Origin of the sequence: Paramesorhizobium deserti, assembly GCF_001558695.1 — a bacterium.
GTDB classification, from domain to species: domain Bacteria; phylum Pseudomonadota; class Alphaproteobacteria; order Rhizobiales; family Rhizobiaceae; genus Paramesorhizobium; species Paramesorhizobium deserti.
Map to the genome: position 1 here is coordinate 134,370 of NZ_LNTU01000002.1, position 18,596 is coordinate 152,965.

General features: G+C 59.1%; 18 protein-coding genes and 1 pseudogene. 7 read left to right on the forward strand and 12 right to left on the reverse strand.

Going from position 1 to position 18,596, the window contains the following annotated elements:
• Window positions 1–92 precede the first annotated feature (92 nt).
• Window positions 93–743, reverse strand: coding sequence for a cysteine hydrolase family protein (locus ATN84_RS07685; RefSeq protein ID WP_068881035.1), 651 nt, complete (start codon window positions 741–743; stop codon window positions 93–95).
• Window positions 733–1,548 carry an N-formylglutamate amidohydrolase gene (locus ATN84_RS07690; RefSeq protein WP_068881036.1) on the reverse strand — a complete coding sequence of 272 codons (816 nt, stop codon included), beginning with the start codon at window positions 1,546–1,548 and terminating at the stop codon, window positions 733–735. The genes ATN84_RS07685 and ATN84_RS07690 overlap by 11 nt, the downstream gene beginning before the upstream one ends.
• Before the next feature lie 158 nt (window positions 1,549–1,706).
• On the opposite strand from ATN84_RS07690, the gene ATN84_RS07695 reads away from it, so the two are divergent.
• Both ATN84_RS07695 and ATN84_RS07700 read left to right on the forward strand, forming a co-directional pair.
• Window positions 1,707–2,606, forward strand: coding sequence for a MurR/RpiR family transcriptional regulator (locus tag ATN84_RS07695; RefSeq protein ID WP_068881071.1), 900 nt, complete (start codon window positions 1,707–1,709; stop codon window positions 2,604–2,606).
• On the forward strand, window positions 2,596–3,909 hold the full coding sequence (locus ATN84_RS07700) for a glutamine synthetase family protein (RefSeq protein ID WP_068881037.1): 1,314 nt from the start codon (window positions 2,596–2,598) through the stop codon (window positions 3,907–3,909). The genes ATN84_RS07695 and ATN84_RS07700 overlap by 11 nt, the downstream gene beginning before the upstream one ends.
• A 55-nt stretch (window positions 3,910–3,964) precedes the next feature.
• Here the strand turns inward: ATN84_RS07700 and ATN84_RS07705 are convergent, their stop codons facing one another.
• The 9 genes from ATN84_RS07705 to ATN84_RS07745 all read right to left on the reverse strand — a co-directional run bounded on the left by ATN84_RS07705 (window position 3,965) and on the right by ATN84_RS07745 (window position 13,407).
• Window positions 3,965–4,987, reverse strand: coding sequence for a zinc-dependent alcohol dehydrogenase (locus ATN84_RS07705; protein ID WP_068881038.1), 1,023 nt, complete (start codon window positions 4,985–4,987; stop codon window positions 3,965–3,967).
• Window positions 4,988–4,998: 11 nt separating this feature from the next.
• Window positions 4,999–6,321 (reverse strand): histidinol dehydrogenase, encoded by a 1,323-nt coding sequence (gene hisD / locus ATN84_RS07710; protein ID WP_068881039.1) that lies wholly within the window; start codon window positions 6,319–6,321, stop codon window positions 4,999–5,001.
• Between the two features lie 47 nt (window positions 6,322–6,368).
• Window positions 6,369–7,169: an ABC transporter permease gene (locus ATN84_RS07715; RefSeq protein ID WP_068881040.1), complete on the reverse strand. Its 801-nt coding sequence runs from the start codon at window positions 7,167–7,169 to the stop codon at window positions 6,369–6,371.
• On the reverse strand, window positions 7,166–8,110 hold the full coding sequence (locus ATN84_RS07720; protein WP_068881041.1) for an ABC transporter permease: 945 nt from the start codon (window positions 8,108–8,110) through the stop codon (window positions 7,166–7,168). Before ATN84_RS07720 ends, ATN84_RS07715 begins: the two co-directional genes overlap by 4 nt.
• Before the next feature lie 68 nt (window positions 8,111–8,178).
• Window positions 8,179–9,294: an ABC transporter substrate-binding protein gene (locus ATN84_RS07725; protein ID WP_068881042.1), complete on the reverse strand. Its 1,116-nt coding sequence runs from the start codon at window positions 9,292–9,294 to the stop codon at window positions 8,179–8,181.
• Window positions 9,295–9,327: 33 nt separating this feature from the next.
• A complete protein-coding gene (locus ATN84_RS07730; protein WP_068881043.1) occupies window positions 9,328–10,449 on the reverse strand; it encodes an ABC transporter ATP-binding protein in 1,122 nt (373 codons plus the stop codon).
• 130 nt (window positions 10,450–10,579) lie between these two features.
• Entirely contained in the window at window positions 10,580–11,353 is a 774-nt protein-coding gene (locus ATN84_RS07735) for an SDR family NAD(P)-dependent oxidoreductase (RefSeq protein WP_068881044.1), read from the reverse strand.
• 496 nt (window positions 11,354–11,849) lie between these two features.
• On the reverse strand, window positions 11,850–13,103 hold the full coding sequence (locus ATN84_RS07740) for a type II toxin-antitoxin system HipA family toxin (RefSeq protein ID WP_068881072.1): 1,254 nt from the start codon (window positions 13,101–13,103) through the stop codon (window positions 11,850–11,852).
• The gene (locus tag ATN84_RS07745) at window positions 13,096–13,407 is read right to left on the reverse strand and encodes a helix-turn-helix domain-containing protein (RefSeq protein ID WP_068881045.1); all 312 of its coding nucleotides are present in this window, start codon (window positions 13,405–13,407) and stop codon (window positions 13,096–13,098) included. Before ATN84_RS07745 ends, ATN84_RS07740 begins: the two co-directional genes overlap by 8 nt.
• Window positions 13,408–13,692: 285 nt before the next feature.
• Here ATN84_RS07745 and ATN84_RS07750 point away from each other — a divergent pair, with 285 nt between their 5' ends.
• The 5 genes and pseudogenes from ATN84_RS07750 to rpiB all read left to right on the forward strand — a co-directional run bounded on the left by ATN84_RS07750 (window position 13,693) and on the right by rpiB (window position 17,751).
• Complete coding sequence (locus ATN84_RS07750) at window positions 13,693–14,445, forward strand: FadR/GntR family transcriptional regulator (protein WP_068881046.1); 753 nt, start codon at window positions 13,693–13,695, stop codon at window positions 14,443–14,445.
• Window positions 14,446–14,520: 75 nt separating this feature from the next.
• Window positions 14,521–15,469: pseudogene (locus ATN84_RS07755) on the forward strand (TRAP transporter substrate-binding protein).
• A 65-nt stretch (window positions 15,470–15,534) separates the two neighbouring features.
• Window positions 15,535–16,002 carry a TRAP transporter small permease gene (locus ATN84_RS07760; RefSeq protein ID WP_068881047.1) on the forward strand — a complete coding sequence of 156 codons (468 nt, stop codon included), beginning with the start codon at window positions 15,535–15,537 and terminating at the stop codon, window positions 16,000–16,002.
• A gap of 9 nt (window positions 16,003–16,011) precedes the next feature.
• Window positions 16,012–17,289, forward strand: a complete 1,278-nt coding sequence (locus ATN84_RS07765) for a TRAP transporter large permease (protein WP_068881048.1) — start codon at window positions 16,012–16,014, stop codon at window positions 17,287–17,289.
• Between the two features lie 15 nt (window positions 17,290–17,304).
• Window positions 17,305–17,751: a ribose 5-phosphate isomerase B gene (gene rpiB / locus ATN84_RS07770; protein WP_068881049.1), complete on the forward strand. Its 447-nt coding sequence runs from the start codon at window positions 17,305–17,307 to the stop codon at window positions 17,749–17,751.
• Between the two features lie 140 nt (window positions 17,752–17,891).
• On the opposite strand, the gene ATN84_RS07775 is transcribed toward rpiB, so the two are convergent.
• On the reverse strand, window positions 17,892–18,596 hold a 705-nt coding region (locus ATN84_RS07775), incomplete at its 5' end, for a hemagglutinin repeat-containing protein (RefSeq protein ID WP_153020145.1).

Below are 18,596 nucleotides of genomic sequence, written 5' to 3' on the forward strand. Positions count from 1 at the left end.
GATGAGCGGTCCCGTCTTTAGCTTTTGTTTTTGCGGTCCGCTTCCAGATATCTCCTTTGTTTCCGTCCCGTCGCTTCGATGTCCGATGCCCTTTACTGCCCGATCTCCTTCAGCAGCGCGTCCGTTGATATCTGCCGGCAATATCCCTTGATTGCGCGCAACGACATTTCGTGGCGCTCGTCGGAATAGGTACCGCAAGCATCCGGGACGAGTGTAACGAGATAGCCAAGATCGCAGGCGTCGCGTATGGCCGATTCAACGCACTGGTCCGTCACAAGTCCGCAGAGCACGAGTTGCTTCACGCCCAGATTCCGCAGGATGTAATCGATATGGGTCGAGACGAAGACGCTTGATGAACTCTTCGGAAGTACGATCTCGTCTTCCAACGGCTCCAGTTCGTCGATCACCTTGCCGTCCCAGGACCCCTTCGGCACGTTGAAGCCCGTAATCTTATAGTCGAGGCTACGATCGCGGCCGTCCTTGGTAAGGCTCTCGATTGTCGTGTGCAATACCTCGATACCCGCCTCGCGGAAGCCATGAAGAAGCTTCTGCATGTTAGGGATCGCGACGTCGTGGACGCGCTTGAAATAATAGCCGTATTTTCCCGCGATATCCGCGTCGGAGACGTCCTTGAACTCGCCGCCCTCGCGACGCACGGAAAAATTCTGGACGTCGATGAAAAGAATCGCGGACGCTGCCGGATCAAGAGGCACTTCGCGGGTCGTGAGATGGTCAGCGGCCATCAGTCTTTTCCTTGAGCAGGTCGGCGGCACGTTGCAGGGGGCCGGAGAGTCTTGCCGCCCAATCCACCTGTCCTTGCGCGTCGAAAATGAGATCATGGCGCACTTCCAGCAACACATGCGGAATGCGCCGCTTTTCCCCGTGCATGGGGATCGTATAGTCAGACATGTCGTCTACGATGTAAGGCTCGTTCAGCCGCACCATGATGTCCGGATTCGCGGCGCGAAACGTTTCCGCCAGCGCGTCGGCAAAGCGCCGGTCACGGTTGTGGAGAAGTCCGAGTTCGAAATTCCGGACAGCTCCTGTCGCGCGCATGACCGGCGTGAAACTGTGTACCGAGACGAGCATGGTCGGCCTCCCGGCCGCCTGGCGCTTGTCGAGCGCCTCCGAGATCGCCTCGTGCAGCGGCTGGTGGATTTCCTCGTAGCGCCGCTTGCGCTCCAGATGGCTGAGCGTGGTGTTAGCCGGGACGAGGGTGCCGTCGCTCTCTTCCACGAAACAATCGGCTGCGGCAAACGGCCGGTTGCAGTCGATCACGAGCCGACTGTAGCGCTGGAGGATGAGCGGTGCGTCGAGCTGTTCCGACAATCGCCGGGAAAGCCCATCAGCTCCCACATCATAGGCGATATGACGATCCATCTCCTCGGGCAATACACCAAGGTCGCCGAGAGCAGCAGGCACCGCGCGTCCCGCATGCTCGCAGGTCAGGAACAGAGGCGACTGGCCTTCGGCGTTGACGCACTCCACCGGCGTGGGGTCGCCGGCCCCCAGCAAACGTGTCATCTCGCGATCCGCGGTTTTCAACATGAGGATAAAGCCCCAATTGCCTCGCGAGACCGCCGATGGTCCGAGGCAGGATGACGATCAGTCAAAGAAATTTTTCGATCATAGTCAATCTGATTTTTCCATTTGACTATTTTTTTTCAGAACGCAAATATCGGTTCAACAAGGGAAACGTGCAGCCGATGAAGGATCTGACATTATCGCCTATCCGCGCGCGCATAAATGCCGTGGCGGACCATCTGACCGCCAGCGAACGCAAGATCGCCAATGCGATCCTCGCCGACTATCCCTTCACGGGGCTCGAAAGCATCCAGCAACTCGCGACCAAGACGGGCGTGAGCGCGCCGTCGATCACGCGCTTCGTCAGCAAGATCGGTTGTGGGGGCTTTCAAGACCTGCAGCGCCAGTTGATCGCCGAGTTGAAGGAAGGGCGGCGCTCGCCGCTCGATTTGAAATCGAGCCAGAAGCCCGTAGGCCATTCCGACTTCCTTTCAGAATATGTATCGCGTGTTTCAACAGTCATGCGGGAGATGGCGGAGACGGTCTCGCAGGCGCAGTTCGATATTCTTGCCAACCTTCTCGCTGATCGATCGCGCAACATCTTTCTGCTCGGCGGCCGCGTCAGCGACAGCATCGCCACCTTTTTCTCAGTACATCTGCACCAAATCCGCGGCGGCATCTACCATATGCCCGATAATCCGGAATTCTGGCCCGAGCACGTGCTGCGCATGCGCAAGAAGGATGTCGTTCTCCTCTTTGACTTCCGCCGTTACCAGCCAAGTCTGGCACGACTTGCGGAAACCATTGCCGAAAAGCCGGGCGCCACGATCATCGTCATCACCGATAAATGGATGTCCCCTGCAGCCCGCAGCGCAGATCACATCGTCGCGTTGCCGATCGACGCCGGCACGGCCTGGGATACTGTCGCCTCGGCGATGGCCCTTGTCGAAGCGCTTATCGTGCGCGTCTCGGAGACAGACTGGGAGGCAACACAAAAACGCATCAACGACTGGGACGGCATTCGCTTCGCGATGCCGGGCTATGACCAGGACAGACTGGACGGGGACGGCGATGAAACGTGAAGAGATGGTGGTTGCCTGCTGCGGCGATCTTTCAGGCAAGGTGCGCGGAAAGGCCTTCCCGATTTCCCAGATGGAAAAACGGCTGAAGTGCGGCATCGGCTGGACACCGACCAATGTCCAGATCACGTGCTTCGATGCGATCGCAGAAAGTCCCTTCGGCTCGCTGGGCGATCTTGTGCTTATCCCGGATGGGGCAACACTCGTCAGCATCAAGAGCGAGGAGAATGCGCCAAACGAAAATTTCGTCATCGGTAACATTCATTACACGGACGGCCGACCTTGGGAGTTCTGCACTCGCTCGATCCTTGAGGCAGCGCTCGAACGCCTGCGACAGGTTGCCGGTATCACGCTCTTCGGCGCATTCGAGCACGAATTCCAGATCAAGCATCTAACAAACGAAATCGGCAAGGCCTTCACGCTTAGCGGCTTTCAGGAGGAGCGATATTTCTGCGAGGCAGTCATTGCCGCCATGCGTGAGGCCGGTGTCACGCCGGATACAATCCTCAAGGAATTCGGAAGCGGCCAGTTCGAAGTCACCATGGGGCCACAGACGGGCGTGACGATCGCCGACCATTCGCTCATCACACGCGAACTGGTGGGCATGGTCGCACGTACCCTCGGCTACGAACCGACCTTTACGCCGATCCGCGATCCGGCCGGCGTCGGCAACGGCGTGCATGTGCATCTCAGCATGCTCGATGCCGCCGGCAATCCGGTGACCTACGACCCGAATGGCAAGCACGAACTGTCCGACATTGCTGGAAAATTCGTGGCCGGCATTCTGAAATATCTGGACTCCATCATCGCCATCACCGCGCCGAGCGTCGTCTCGTATCTTCGGCTCACTCCACATCGCTGGAGCGCGGCTTTCAATAATCTCGGCTTCCGCGACAGAGAAGCCGCGGTCCGCATCTGCCCGGTTTCTGACATCAGCGATATCGCCAAGGCAGCTCAGTTCAATTTCGAATTCCGAGCGGCTGATGCAGCCGCTAACCCTCATTTGGCGCTTGCGGCCATCGTTCATGCCGGCGCGCAAGGCATTGAGGAGGATCTGGATGTTCCTGAAGCAACGCAGGAGGACCTATCACTCCTGGATGCACAAACGTTGAATGCCAGTGGGTATGTTCGGTTGCCGCAAAATCTGGAGGTTGCCCTACAGCGTTTCAGGTCGAACCCGACCGTCTGCGGCTGGTTTCCGGAAGGCTTCCCCGATGTCTATGTAAAGCATAAGGAAGGTGAACTTGCTTATCTCGCCGACAAGACACAGGACCAGGTCTGCGCAGCCTACGAGGCGGTCTACTGACGGCGCCTCCCAGGCTGCGCCACCTTCGCATTCCTCACAATCCCGCTGCAGGCAATCAACCAAATCCATGGTCGATGCGAATGATTGTCTTAAGCCCTGTTGTTGTTCCGCTGAGCAGCCTTTCGTAAGCCGACGGGAGTTCGTCAATCGTTATCTCCTCGTCGATGAGCTGACGCAACGCGGGCTCAAGCGATGGAAGCAGAGAGACGGCCTCTGACAGTTCATCCGCGAACGCATGGCAACCGACCAGCGAGATCTCGCGTTCGACAAGAACGTTCGGATCGAGATCGATGCGTCCATGAGTGATGCCGACCAGCGCCACCGAGCCCCCGCCGGACAGGAGGTTCACAAGCCTGGCAAGCACGGCGATATTGCCGGTCGCATCGATTGCGTAGCGCAGGGTTCCATTGCCCAAAGCGGCGGCAATCGAATCGCGGTCGAGCTCCACGACCTTCGCCCCGGTAACCTTGGCCACAAGTGCCGCACGTGCAGCATTGCGGTCGACAACGAGAAGCGGCCCCTGATGGAGCCGAGCGAAAAGCACCGCAGCCAGCCCACCTATCGGGCCGCAGCCGACCACGAGAACCGGTTCATGGCGAGGAACGGGCTGTCTGCGCAATACATGTAAGGCTACCGCCAGGGGCTCCGCCATCGCGGCAATTGCAGGATCCAACGCGGCAGGATGCTTGACCAGCAGGCGTGCGGGAAGCTCCGTTTCTTCGGCGAAGCCGCCGTCACAAACCTCGCCGACAAAACCAAGCCGTTCACAGACATTATGGCGACCACTCTCGCAGGCGGCGCATGCGCCACACCAGAAACGGCTGTCGGCGACTACGAGATCGCCGGCGGCGAAGTCCGCGACACCCGCGCCAGTCGCCATGACAACGCCAGCGAATTCATGACCAGCGACCGAAGGAGACCGGGTGATCCATTGTCCGGTGCGATAGTTATGAAGATCCGAGCCGCAAATGCCGGCGGCTGTGATGGCGAGCCGCACCCAGCCGGGCTCTGGCACGCCTGGAGCTTCGATCTCTTCGACGCGCAGATCACCGGCCGCATAGAGTCTCGCCGCCTTCATGCCCTTTCCTCTCACGCCCGCAGATACGCATTACGGACATCCGATACCGCGTTCTCATGCGACGAGAAACCTTCGTAGCGGGCAAGCGTACGCGCATGTTTCGCGAATTCCGGATAAGCTGACGCGGTCACATAGCCGATCGAGGAGCGCTTGACGAAATCCGTCACGGAAAGCGGACCGAAGGTGCGCGCCCACCGGCTGGTTGGCAGGACCGCGTTCGGACCGAGGCCGAAATTGCCGATGCTAACGGGTGTATGTGGTCCCATGAGGATTTCGGAAGCCTCGGTAATATGGCCGAGATGCGCGAACGGGTCCGTGGAGAGTATCTCCAGATGTTCCGGCGCATAGTCGTTGACGAAACGATAGCTTTCCTCGACAGACGGGGTAAGGACAATGCCGCCGCATTTCCCGCCGAGCACCGCGCTTGAAAACTGGACACGCTGTTCGGTCATCCGCGCCCAGTGCCCTGGCAATGCCTCGAGCGCCTCGTCCGCGACGCGGCGGCTGTGAGTGACGAGATAGGCGGAAGAATCCGGGCCATGTTCGGCCTCCACGAGAAGATCGAGCGCAGCCAGGCCGCCATGAACCGTGTCGTCCGCGAAAATGACTGCCTCGGACGGGCCGGCGGGGAGGCCCGGATCGATAACCCCGGCAAGAAGGCGTTTCGCCGCAACCACCCAAGGGCTGCCTGGGCCGACGATCTTGAGCGCGGGCTTGATCGTCTCGGTGCCGTAGGCGGCTGCCGCGACTGCCTGGGCTCCGCCGCATTTATAGACCGTTTCCACGCCAGCAAGCCTCGCGGCGACCAGGGTCGCGGCATCGACCGTGCCATCGGGCGCCGGCGGCGTGAAGATGGCAATTTCCGGGACACCGGCAACGACGGCGGGAACAGCGGTCATCATGGTGACAGACGGGAACGCGCCTTTGCCACGCGGAATATAGAGTGCCACCGATTTGATCGGCGTGAAGCGGTCACCAGCATAGGCGCCGGGATGCATCTCCTTCAACCACATGGCCTCGGGCTTCTGCTCTTCGTGAAAATGCCGGATATTGTCGATTCCGAACTGAATCGCTTCGATGACGTCCTTCTCGACCATATCGAAGGCGGCGTCGAACTCGGCTTTCGTTGCCTTCAGCCTATCGTGATCCAGGTTCGCCTTGTCGAGTTCGCGACCAAGGCGCACCAATGCGACGTCCCCCTCCGTTCTCACCGCGTCGATGATCGGCTTCACCTTTTCGATGAAACCGGAAAGATCGGTTTCCGAGCGCCGCAGAAGTGCTGCCCGCGCGGCGGCATCCAGTTTGACGAGTTCGTGGAAGGAGACGTTGGTCATTGGACTTTCCTTCTGGTCGGCGGTGCCTGGCCGCCCGCGTCCTGTTATCACTTCGACTTGAGGAAGATATCGAGCCCGACCAGACGGTCGAGCAGGAATATGGCCGCCACCGCGCAGGCAATGAAAACGACAGAGATCGCGGCGAGATCGGGCGTGATGATCGAGCGGATCGAGTTGTAGATCTGCACCGGCAAGGTCACGATACGCGCGTCGACCAGGAGCAGACTCACGAGGAACTCGTTGAGCGCCAGGATGAACATCAAGAGCGATCCGGAGATTATACCGGGCGTGACGGCGGGCAGTGTCACATAGAGGAAGGTCTGCAACGGGCCGGCGCCGCAATTGGCAGCGGCCAGTTCCAGATCGGGATCGAGGCTTGCGGCACTTGCCGTCACGGCCCAGATCATGAAGGGCAGATTGATCACGCAGCAGGCGATACCGACCGGCCACAGCTGGCCAAGGACACCTGCATTGCCGAAGATCAACATCAGCCCGATGCCCGAACCGATCAGAGGTATGGTGAACGGCAGAAGCAGGTAGACCTGAATCGCCTTTTCGAAGCGGACGGCATATTTGGCCAGCGCAATTCCGGCGAATGTACCGGCAGGGATTGCGACGATGGTACACACCGCCGAGACAAAGACCGAGCGCAGGAAAGCGTCACGAAGATCAGTTGCCCGCAGGATCGCCGCGTACCATTTTAGCGACAGGCCCTCCGGCGGAAAGGTGATCATATTGCCCGCGGTAAGCGAGGAACCGAGAACGACAATCGTCGGCGCCGAGAGCACGATAAGGGCAATGGAGACGAAACCCCAGAGAATGACGGACTTGCTGGTGGAGGTGATCACTGGCGCGCCCTCCCCATTGCGAGCGTTCCCGCGCCGAAAAGCGTGAAGACGATGCCGACCAGCAACGACCCGAGGGCGACGAGCATGAGGGCGAGCGTCGCGCCAAGCCCCTGATCCGACGTGCGGAAGAATTGGTCATAGATGGCGTTGGCGATGAAATCCTGAGAACCACCGCCGAGGATGGCCGGCATGGCGAAATCAGTCAACGACAGCGTCACGACAACGAGACCAGCGCCGACGAGACCAGGCCGCGCCAGCGGCAACACGACATGGATGAAGCTATGCACCCAGTTGGCGCCAAGCGAGGCGGCCGCCGTTTCCAGCTCCTCCGGTATCGCGGTCAGCGCGGGAGCGAGCATCAGAACCGCAAAGGGCAACATATATTGAACAAGGCCGAAAAGAACCGCCGGATAATTGTAGAGCAAGCGAAGCGGCGCGACGCCAATGAGGCCAAGTGCCTCGTTGACCATACCCTGATTGCCAAGAATGATGAGCCAGCCATAAGCGCGCACGACCTGGCCGATGAAGAAGGGAAGGAAAAGCGCGATCAGCAGGAACTTCCGCAATCCCGCTGAACGCGTCCGCACCATTAGATAGGCATAGGGAAAAGCAAAAATCAGCGTCACCACCGTCACGATCAGAGATCCTGTGAGGCTGCGTGTCGCCACGACTACGAAGAGCGGTTCCGTGAGCGCCTTGCGATAATTCGCCAGTGTATAATTCTCGGAAAGCAGGAACGTGCTGGTGTCGAGTGTCCTCAGGCTCAAGTCGCCAATCTGGATCAGGCCGAGAACGAGGAGACCTACGAGCAGCAGCGCGGGCGCCAGCAGCAGATACGGGATGGCTCGCCTGAAACTTGTCGGCCAGACGAAGGCGGCAAAGGCCTCCAGCACATCCATGATGCGCCATGTCAGAGGATAGGCTGTTCGAGCAGCTCGCATGGGAAGATCCTGGCAATGAACAGAGTGACCGGAGCCGCTGATGCTTCGGCAGCGGCTCCTGATGAAGGTCAACCTTGCATGATGGCCTTGAACTTCGCGAACCAGTCGCTCTCGTTCTCCACCTGGATCTTCGAAGAAATCCGGATCAGGTGGCTGAAGTCTTCCTCCTTTGTCGGATAGGAAGGATCATTGATGAGATCGGCGGGCGGCGTCAGACCGGGCACCACGCCTGGCAGACCGAGGCCGTCGAGCCACACCTGCTGCGCCTCCTTGGTCAGCGCGTGGTTGATGTACTGCTTTGCCCAGTAGAGCTCGTTTTCAGGAAGGCCCTTCGGGATCCAGAGACCGTCGGTATCGAATTTGGCGCCTTCCTCCGGAATGACCCAAGCAATGTCGATCCCGTTCTTGCGCGCTTCGCGGGCATTGGTGGAAATGGTGCAGGCGGCATCGATTTCACCTTTCTGGAACCAGGTGGTGAAATCCGGATCTTCTCCCAGAAGTGGTTGCTGCTCCTTCATTTTGGCGATGAAGTCCCATGCTGGCTGCATGTTGCCCGGTATGTCCTCGAGCTTGCCGCCACCGGCAACCTGCGCCGGGAAATGGAAGCCAATACCATCGTTGTAGAAAGCGATACGGCCCTTGAACTTCGGGTCCAGCAGTTCCTTCCACGACTTCGGCGCACCGTTCGGAAAGGCGGACGGCCGATAGGCGAGAACATAGACATAGCCGTAGGTATTGACGATTGGGTATCCATCGAGACCGACAGGCTTTGCCAGTTCGGTGACATTCTTGAGGTTCGGCAGATCGGAAAGATCTTCCGTTACGCCGCGCAGAGCCGATTTCGTCGCATTCGTGGTTGTGTCCCAATTGACATGAATCGGTGGAATACGCTTCTGAGCGACCGCCGCCCATATCTTCGGCTGGATCTCGTTGTCTTCGGTCAGATCATGTCGGACAGCGATTCCGGTCATTTTGGTGAAGCTATCCGAAACGCCGGCCTTCAGGCTTTCCACCCAGCTTCCTCCCCAGGCCCGAACAATGATTTCTCTCGGCTTTTCCGGCTCCTGCGCGAAGGCGCGCGCCATTCCCAGCGCGGAAAGGCCTGCCGCACCGCCAAGGGCGGCCGCCCCCTGGAGGAAGCTGCGCCGACGCACCGTCGGCAAAATCAATCTCTGTCTGCTCATCTTCGTTCTCCTCTGGTTATCCGGTAAACCGGCTTAGTTATTGAAAACAAGGACGTCCCGGCTGTTCCAGCCGATTGAAACAGCCGCGCCCGGTTCGAACTGCACGTGGTCGACCGGGTCGTGATCGAAGACCCTCAGCGCCTCGCCGGCAAGCGCTGGCACGCATACCTCATAGACGATGCGCTCACCCTCGAAAATGGCATCCCTGATCGAGCCTTCAAGGACGATGTCGAGCCCTGAAAGCGACCTTGCATTGGCCGCGATGCGAATCTGCTCCGCACGGATAGCGCCGGAGGCCTGCCCACCGGCACGTGGTGGATTGCGTTCGTCTCCGACAATGCCCGGAATCTCCACGGCACTGTGAGCAAGGACCGCGTTGCTGCCGGCTACGCTGCGCACGGCCCCGGAAATAAAGTTCGTAACACCGATGAAATTTGCAACGAAGGCATTCTGCGGATTGCGATAGGTGCGCGTCGGCTGTGCTTTCTGCTGGATCTCGCCAGCATCCATGACAATGATTTCGTCGGAAACGACCAAGGCTTCCCGCTGGTCGTGAGTAACGTTTATGGTCGTTACGCCCAGTTCGCGTTGGATGCGGCGAAATTCAAGCTGCATTTCTTCGCGCAATTTGCGGTCAAGCGCCGCAAGTGGCTCATCGAGCAGCAACAGGTCGGGTTCGAACACCAGCGCACGTGCGATCGCGACACGCTGCTGCTGGCCGCCGGAGAGTTCATGGATGCGCCTGCCCCCATAGCCGCCGAGTTTGACGAGATCGAGATAGCGCTCGACCCGCTCCGGAATCGTGCGGGCATCCTGACGGCGCATCTTGAGCGGAAAGGCGACGTTTTCGGCGGCCGTCATATGCGGAAACAGCGCCAGCTTCTGGAACACCATGCCGATGGAGCGCTGATGGGCCGGGACGGCACTGACAGCCTTGCCGTTGATGACGATCTCACCACTTGTTGGCGCCTGAAATCCGGCAATCAACCTGAGCAGGGTCGTTTTACCAGAGCCAGAAGGGCCAAGAATGGTGAGGAACTTTCCGGCAGGCAGATCAAAGGAAGCGGATTTGACGGCGTGAAAGCCGTCATAGACCATGCCGACATCCCTGACGGACACGGCGATCGGGCTGGCGCTTCCGGTCACATCTTGCATGACTTCCCCTCGATACCGGCTTGGTCAATAGGTTTTCGTTGCCTATCCATCTACACACATCGCAGTCAAACAGTTTCCGGGCATTGACATTTTCCGATTATTTCCAAGCTTTTGAATAGCTTATCAGCACTCATATCGAGGCCAGATAGCCGCCATCTACCGGGATGCAATGCCCTGTCACATAGGAAGAAGCATCGCTCGCGAGAAAGACGACCGCTCCCGCGACATCTTCAATGGCGCCGAACCGGCGCTGGGGTATCTTGGCGAGCATTGCCTTCTGCCATGCCGCGTCCTGGTAAAAGACATCCGTCATCGCCGTGCGGAAATATCCCGGCGCAATCGCATTCACCCGGATACCGAGAGATGCCCATTCGGCCGCAAGCGCTTTCGTCATTCCAAGCAGTCCCGATTTCGATGAGCCATAAGGTACCGCCGTCGGCACGCCGACATAGGAAGTCAGGGAACAGAGATTGATGATCGCCCCTGCCTTGCCGGCTGATGACATTTGCCTGGCGGCTGCCTGGGCGCAGAAAAAGGCGCCCTTCAGATTGGTCGAAACAATCCTGTCCCAAAGAGCTTCGTCAACGTCGACCGACGGCCGGATTTCTTCATAGCCCGCATTGTTGACGAGAATATCGAGGCCCTCAAGGCTCTCGTCGGCATCCGCGACAACAGTTGCACAGGCTGACACATCACGGACATCAAGAGAAAGTGGTACGATCTTGCGCCCTAATCCCACGATCCGTCGGCACGTTTCATCCAGCGCACCAGCGTCGCGGGCCGTGACCGCGACATCGGCGCCGGCGCCAGCGAGCGCTGTCGCGATTGCCTGGCCAATACCCCGACTTGCCCCTGTCACAAGCGCCTTGCGTCCGGAGAGATTGAAGAGGGTGGCGACTTGCATGGTCCATATCTCCCTTCGAACCGCACAGGACATAGAACAGCATCTTTATAATTAATCGTCTATACATATCTAGTAACGAAAGTCCCTGCCTGGATTGGATCCCAGCCCTAGATGCAGCCTTGGCCGTTTAGACGATGGCTTTGGATTACGGTGCTACTTCCGGTTTTTTTGCCATGTTCCGGGCTATCACTTTTTTCAGCTCCTTCCGCTGGAGCATTCAGAGCCGTCTCACCCACAAGATCAGACAAGACGAAGTCTATGAACTGGCGGACATAAGGCCTGTCTATGGGGAGTTCAGCTTGAAATAATAGCGAGCTGGAAGGCCGCCCCGGATCTCGCTTCGGAATTGCACGTCATCCAGGAGGTTCCAATCGCTTAGGATCGTTGACCATGTCCTGTGGGAACAGGTGAAGACGCGCCGGGAGAATTGTCGTTCCGGTTGATGGGGACCGGTGGTGTTTCACTGACGGTTTGAACGTTTGTCATGATGACCAAGTCAGTCGGCACAGGTACCGAGGATCGGTGTCATCAGCTTGACATGCGTATCGATCCGCTCAAGCACCTTTGCCGGAACGACCTCACGCTCTGGCAGCGACCACCAAAGCTGGTTTACGCGTTCAACTGTCTCGGTCACCGCTTTAAGCACGGCAGCTTCCGGCAGGCGTGCACGATTGGCAAAGACTTTCCATCGCTGCGCGTTCATTGCCCTGAACGAGCGCTCACCTGCAAGCGACAACGCCATGGCATCCGCCGGGATATAGGGCACAGTCGAGAGCACGTCGTAAACGGGGGCGAGTGCCGGCTTATCGCCTGCGCCGCGATAGATCAGCGACCAGTTCTTCAGGTGCATATCACCATTGCCGGTGATGGCGGCCAAAGCCAGTCGGCGGACGAATTCGAGTGCAGCCGCTGACGAGACGGCAACGCCGAGTGCGGCGGCGATATCGTGATAAGCTGCACCTTCATATTTGCGCGAAGGATAGATGCCAAACACCTGAGCGAAATCCTCGACATGGATCCGCCTTCCGCCAGCGTCACGATCGAAGCGTTTAACGAGCAGGACTTTCCCGTCCGACAGCGTCTTGAATTCCTCCGGAATACCCTCGAATTCTGATTGCTCGACGAGCTCACGTTCCGGCACGTCCATACCGATTGCTTCGGCCAAAGCGAGATTGGCATATTCGTTTTCCGAGACACCCGGAAACGATGTTGACGGAAACTTGGCGATGTAAGAACCCTGCTCATCTCCCAGTGGTATGGTCAGGCCGCCACCCTTGCCCGTGTTCTTGATGACAGAGAGCTTCATCTGCACGCCCGCGAGCGAAAACCGGGCTTTCGGTTTGGGAGGTGACAAATTGTCGACACGAGCAATTGTCCCTTCGCTCGGTATGACACGGACTGCGCCCGGCAGATCCGACCCAAGCGCGACAAGCAGGTCAAAATCATTTCCTGCTCGAACACTGCCTGCGTGGTGCTTCTCCATCGCCTCGCGCAGCTTATCCTCGGGAAGAAGATTAGCAAAAAAGGCTGGAAGAGCCCTGGCAACAGGTTTGGGGTCCTTGCGCAGTCCTCCGGTTGCCGCGCGGAAGGACAGGCTCAGCACCGGAAAGCCGCCCGTCGCGCGATAGCTATCCTCGAAGCTGAACGCATTGAAGTCGCCAGGCGTCCTGACGATTGTGCCGACCTTCAGATCGTTCAGCAGCACCTCGAGCGATGAGATGGATCTTGGATCAAGATTAGCTTCAGACATCGGCATCACCGTCAGGGCTGGCGATGAAGGCAGGCAGGTCATCGTCGTCATCATGCGGCTGCAATAGAGCATCGACCGCCGGGACCATCGCCTGCGGGATGAGCATCAGTTCAAGCCCGAGCGCGCGAGCAATGTTGATCAGCGTCGTCGTGCGGGCCGCCGCGCTCCCTGTCTCGATTTCCCGATAGCGAGGACGTGATATGCCCGCCATCCTGGCAACCTGCTCTTGAGTGAACCCCTGACCTTTGCGCGCCGTTTTTAACAGCCGTCCGAGTTCCAGCAGAGCTTCTGATTCAGGCTTCATGCGTAACACCTAAACATATCATTTTCTTCGTAATGATACGTATAAATAACTTTCTTTGTCAAAAGTCAAGGAAAATGATATGTATAAGAACCATTTTGGGTGAAATGATGCATTTACGGCTCATATGATCGGTCGAACGGTTGCAGGTGCGAGCGCCGCAGCTGAACTACCCCACCTACCATACATGTTTTGTTAAAGGCCGCCTCGCTTCCAAGTGATGCGACGCTAACCGGATTGACAATCCCTCACCGTGGTGATTGACTGGTCATACCACTGGAGGCCACTGTGAACTCTGTTGTCGTAGAAACACCCACGGACCTTGCGGGCACGGAGAAGGTACTGGCGTTCTTCCGGGAACAGCTCCTGTCAGGTACTTTGCGCGAGGGCGACCGTCTTCTTGGAGAACGCGAGTTGTCGCTCGCGCTTGGCGTGTCGCGACCGGTTCTCCGAGAGGCGCTCAGGTCGCTAGCAAACCTCGGCTTCCTCGATATTCGCCATGGCAAGGGCGCCTATGTCCGCAAGGCGGACATGGCTGTCATCGGCGACTTCCTGACCTTCTGCCTTGCGCAGCAGCCTGACATGATGGACGATATTATGCAGGCCCGCATTGCGATCGAGTGTCAGGCGATCCGTCTCGCCTGCCTGCGAGCGACGGATGGAGACCTTTCCCGAATCGGCTCACTTCTGACACGGCTCCTGGACACCATCCATGATGTGGAAGATGGAGGCGCCGCGGATTTCGCTTTTCATATGGCGCTGGTGGAAGCCAGCCGCAGCCCTGCCCTCGTCACCATTTACCAGTCGATCGCCACGCTGCTGAAGCGCAGTCACGTCCAGCGCCGCCTCGAGACGAGCGAGACCGCCGGTATCCTGGATTATCTCGTTGAGGCTCACCGGGAGGTTTACCTGTCTGTCCTCGCCCGGAACCCGGACGAAGCAGAAGACAAGCTTAGGCAACACTTCGCCATCGGTGATGAGCTCCGGAGGAAGAGCTACATCGCGGCGTTCACGAAGAAGGACCTGCCGAAACAAGAGTGACCGGGTCCGCGATCTAAAAGGGAGGAGAGGGAAATGCTGAACATCTCGATCAAAGGGGCGGTTGCCGCCCTTGGCATGACTGCCGCGCTTGCTGGAAATCAGGCTGGAGCTGCTGAACTGCGCTACGCGCATGTCGGCGCGGAGGGAGACATCCAGACCGTCTATGCGGCCCAGGCTGCCGAAGGGATCAAGACGGCAACCAATGGCGAGGTGACGGTTACCGTTTATCCTGCAAGCCAACTCGGCGGCGTTGCCGAAATGGTCGATGGCGTTCGAATGGGATCGATATCCATGGGCCACCATGACTTCGCATCGCTTGCGAAGCTTGTCCCGGAAGTCGCCGTCTTCAACGCTCCATTCATCTATCGCGATGGGGCTCACGCTCTTGCCGCCACCGATCCGCAATCCTCACCCGCACTGCAGGCGGTAAATGAGAAGCTCGTCGCTCAAGGCGTTCGCATCATCGGGCGCATCTATCGCGGCGACCGGCACATCTTCGAATTTTCCGGTGAAGACGCCGGCTGATCTGGCCGGAAAGCCGTTCCGTGCCGTGCCTCTCGAACTTTGGGTCTCCATGGTGAAAGGCTTCGGGGCAATCCCGACCCCGGTTGAGGTTGCGGAACTTCCGACGGCTCTCATGACCGGCGTCGTGGTCGGACAGGAGAATCCGTTGACCATGATCGCGTCGAACAACCTCAACGAGGTCCAGTCGCACCTGTCGATGACAGGACACATGCGTGCCGTGCTTGCGGTGTTCGTGAACGAAGAGGTCTGGCAGGGTCTGACCGAGGAACAGCGTACGTCCATCACGAAGGTGCTGGACGAAGAGGCCGACAAGTCGCTCCAGATGGCGACGGAGTCCGAAGCAAAGCTGGTGGAGGATCTCAAGGGCCGCGGCATGACGGTGATCACTGAGGCCGATGGCCTGGATATCGCCGCCTTCCGGCAAAAGGTGAGCGCCCAGATCAAGCACGACTTCCCGAATTTCGAAGGACTGCTTGGGCAGATCGAAGCTGTCAAGTGAACCCGTGCGAGGGGCAGCAATGTGCTGCCCCTCGATCCGCCTACCGCTTTCATGGAGTATTCAAGATGCGTCTCGCCGAACGCGTCCTGACCGCCGTCGTCGCGCTGCTGACGGCCGGATTGGTTCTCGTACCGACCGCGCAGGTCGTCATGCGTGGCGTATTTGCGCTGCCGTTCATAGGCGCGGAGGAGTTGACCCGCTTCCTGCTGATCTGCCTGGTCTTCTGCTCCTACCCACTCGTCGTGCTGAAGGGTGAGAATATCGTCATGGGTGAAATCAAGGCCGCGCTTCCCGTTCGCCTGCGCCGGGTCGTGAACGTCTGCATCTCGGTCAGCGCGATCGCCATCACAGGCTTCCTGGCATGGGTCACGATTTCCAACATTTCGAAGAATCTGGCCAATGCGACGCCGACGCTCGGCATCCCCTTCTGGCTGTTTCTAGGCGCGACGGCTTTCGGCGTCGCAGGCGCGGCTCTGGTCCATCTGATCCATCTTCGAAAACCGCCGCAGGCGGACACGAACATTGCGGTGTGAGGTGGATTGATGGGATTTCTTGTCGTCGTTGCCTTTCTATGTCTCTTCATTCTCGGCTTTCCGGTCGTCTATGCGATTCTGCTGCCGTCGATCGCCTATGTGCTGATCGAAGGGCTGCCTCTCGGACTGCTCGCGCAACGCATTACCTACGCATTGGATTCATTTCCGCTTGTTGCCGTCCCGCTCTTCATCTTCGTTGGCAACCTGATGAACCTCTCCGGGATCACGGATCGCATCTTCCGCTTTGCCTACACGCTTGTCGGCCGCGTTCCCGGCGGATTGGCGCAGGTGAACGTCTTCGGCAGCCTGATCTTCTCCGGAATGTCCGGCGCCGCGCTCGCTGACATCGGCGGGCTCGGCCGGATCGAAATCGACGCAATGAAGAAGCGAGGCTTCAACCCCGCCTTCGCCGGCGCGGTAACGGCCGCCTCCGCGACAATTGGGCCGATCTTCCCGCCGTCCATCCCCCTGATCGTGTACGGCTCGGTAACGAGCGTCTCCATCGTGCAGCTCCTGATCGCCGGTATCATGCCCGCGATCGTCTGCACCATCCTCCTGATGTTGACCGTGCTGGTCGTCGCCATCCGGCATCATTATCCGCGCGCGGAGCGCTGGCCAACAGGGCGCGAGATCATCGAGACCCTCCTGCCCGCCCTTCCCGCGATCATCGCGCCGGTGCTCATGGTCGGAGGCATGACCGCCGGTGCCTTCACGCCGACAGAGGCGGCCGCGATCACGGCTGTCTACGTGATATTCATCAGTGGCGCGTTCTATCGCGAACTGACCCTTGCGCATCTGTGGAACGCTGCAGTTCTGACGGCGCGAAGCTGCAGCGCGATCCTCATCATCGTGGCCGCGGCGGCTCTTTTCGGATGGATCCTCGCGGTGGAGCAGGTTCCGCAAAATTTCGCGTCGGTTCTGCTGGGACTATCCAAGGACCCGCTAATGCTGCTGGTCATCGCCAACCTCATCTTCTTTGTTGCCGGCATATTCCTGGACTCCACGACGGCGACCCTGCTTCTGGTGCCGATCATCGCGCCACCGCTGGTGATGGCCGGGGTCGACCCCGTGCAACTCGGCATCGTCACCATATTCAATCTGATGATGGGTCTTCTGACTCCGCCCATGGGGCTGTCGCTGTTCCTCGTATCCGACATCGCCAAGGTGTCGGTACGGACGCTGCTGGGTGCCCTACTGCCCTTCTATATCCCACTGTTTTCCACATTGATGATCCTCACCTTCGCGAAGGACTTCACGCTGTGGCTGCCCCGTCTCATCGCTCAATAAACCTGGAGAAACGAAATGCGCATCGTCATCGGCTCCGACCACGCCGGCTTCCCGCTCAAGGCAACCATCATCGACCACATCAAGTCGCTCGGACACGAGGTGACGGATGTCGGCTCCTATGACCCAGACCCGGTTGATTTCCCTGACGTCGCAAAGAATGTCACATCCACGATCATCGCCGGCAACGCCGATCGCGGCCTTCTGGTTTGCGGGACAGGCGTAGGCGCATCGATTGCCGCCAACAAAGTGAAGGGTATTCGCGCCGCAGTATGCCACGACGTGCATTCTGCACATCAATCGGTCGAGCACGACGACGTAAACGTCATGTGCATCGGCGCTCAGATCGTCGGGGCGTGGCTGGCAAACGACTTGGTCGAGGCCTATCTGGCGGCAGAGTTCTCAACCGACGAAGACTTCCGACGGCGGGTTCGCAAACTCGCAGAGATGGATGGAGATCGCTGATCCCTCCTTCGTCCGTAGCGGCGATCCTCAAGCGCCTCAGCTAGCTGCCGCTCCATACGATGGATGCGCAGTTGCGCATCCTCGATCTCTGCAACCGCGACAATGTCAGGGTGGCCGTCGATTTCTGGCACTCGTATACGTCAGGCGATATCGTGATGAGGCCGCCTTCGAGCCTGGTCTTGCCTTGCGTCTCGATGTCGAAGCCGCCGGAACCGGCATGAATACCGGACTGTTCGGAAACGACCGCCGCATCGCCCTTGGCGTTCTGGTAGGGTGATGAGGCCGCCTTCGAGCCTGGTCTTGCCTTGCGTCTCGATGTCGAAGCCGCCGGAACCGGCATGAATACCGGACTGTTCGGAAACGACCGCCGCATCGCCCTTGGCGTTCTGGTAGGCGCCCGAGACGTTGAAGCCACCCGTACCGATGGAGCCGCTGGCCGAGGTTTGCCTGGCCTTGCTGGAAGCGGTGTCGAGCTGGCTTTCGATGTTGAGATCACCGCCGGCATCAAGCTTGACGCTCTCTCCCGAGATCACCGCGCCCTTGAGGTTGGTATCCTTGCCCGAATTGAGCGTGACGGCGCCCGGACCCGCCACATGGGTGTTGATGTGGGTGGTGGTGGTCTGGTTGGCGGACCCCTTGCTGCCATTGGCGTTGAGGGAGATGCCGGCGGAACCCTGGACCGGGTTGATCGCTCCATCCGTCCCGATGGCAAAACCGCCGCCGATGCCGATGTCTGCGCCGAAGGAGCTGTCCTTCGACGACGAATTGCTCGTGGCGATCGCGCTTTCGAGATTGATATTATTGCCGGCCGAAAGCGAGATATCGCCGGAGCCGCCCGTCAGCAG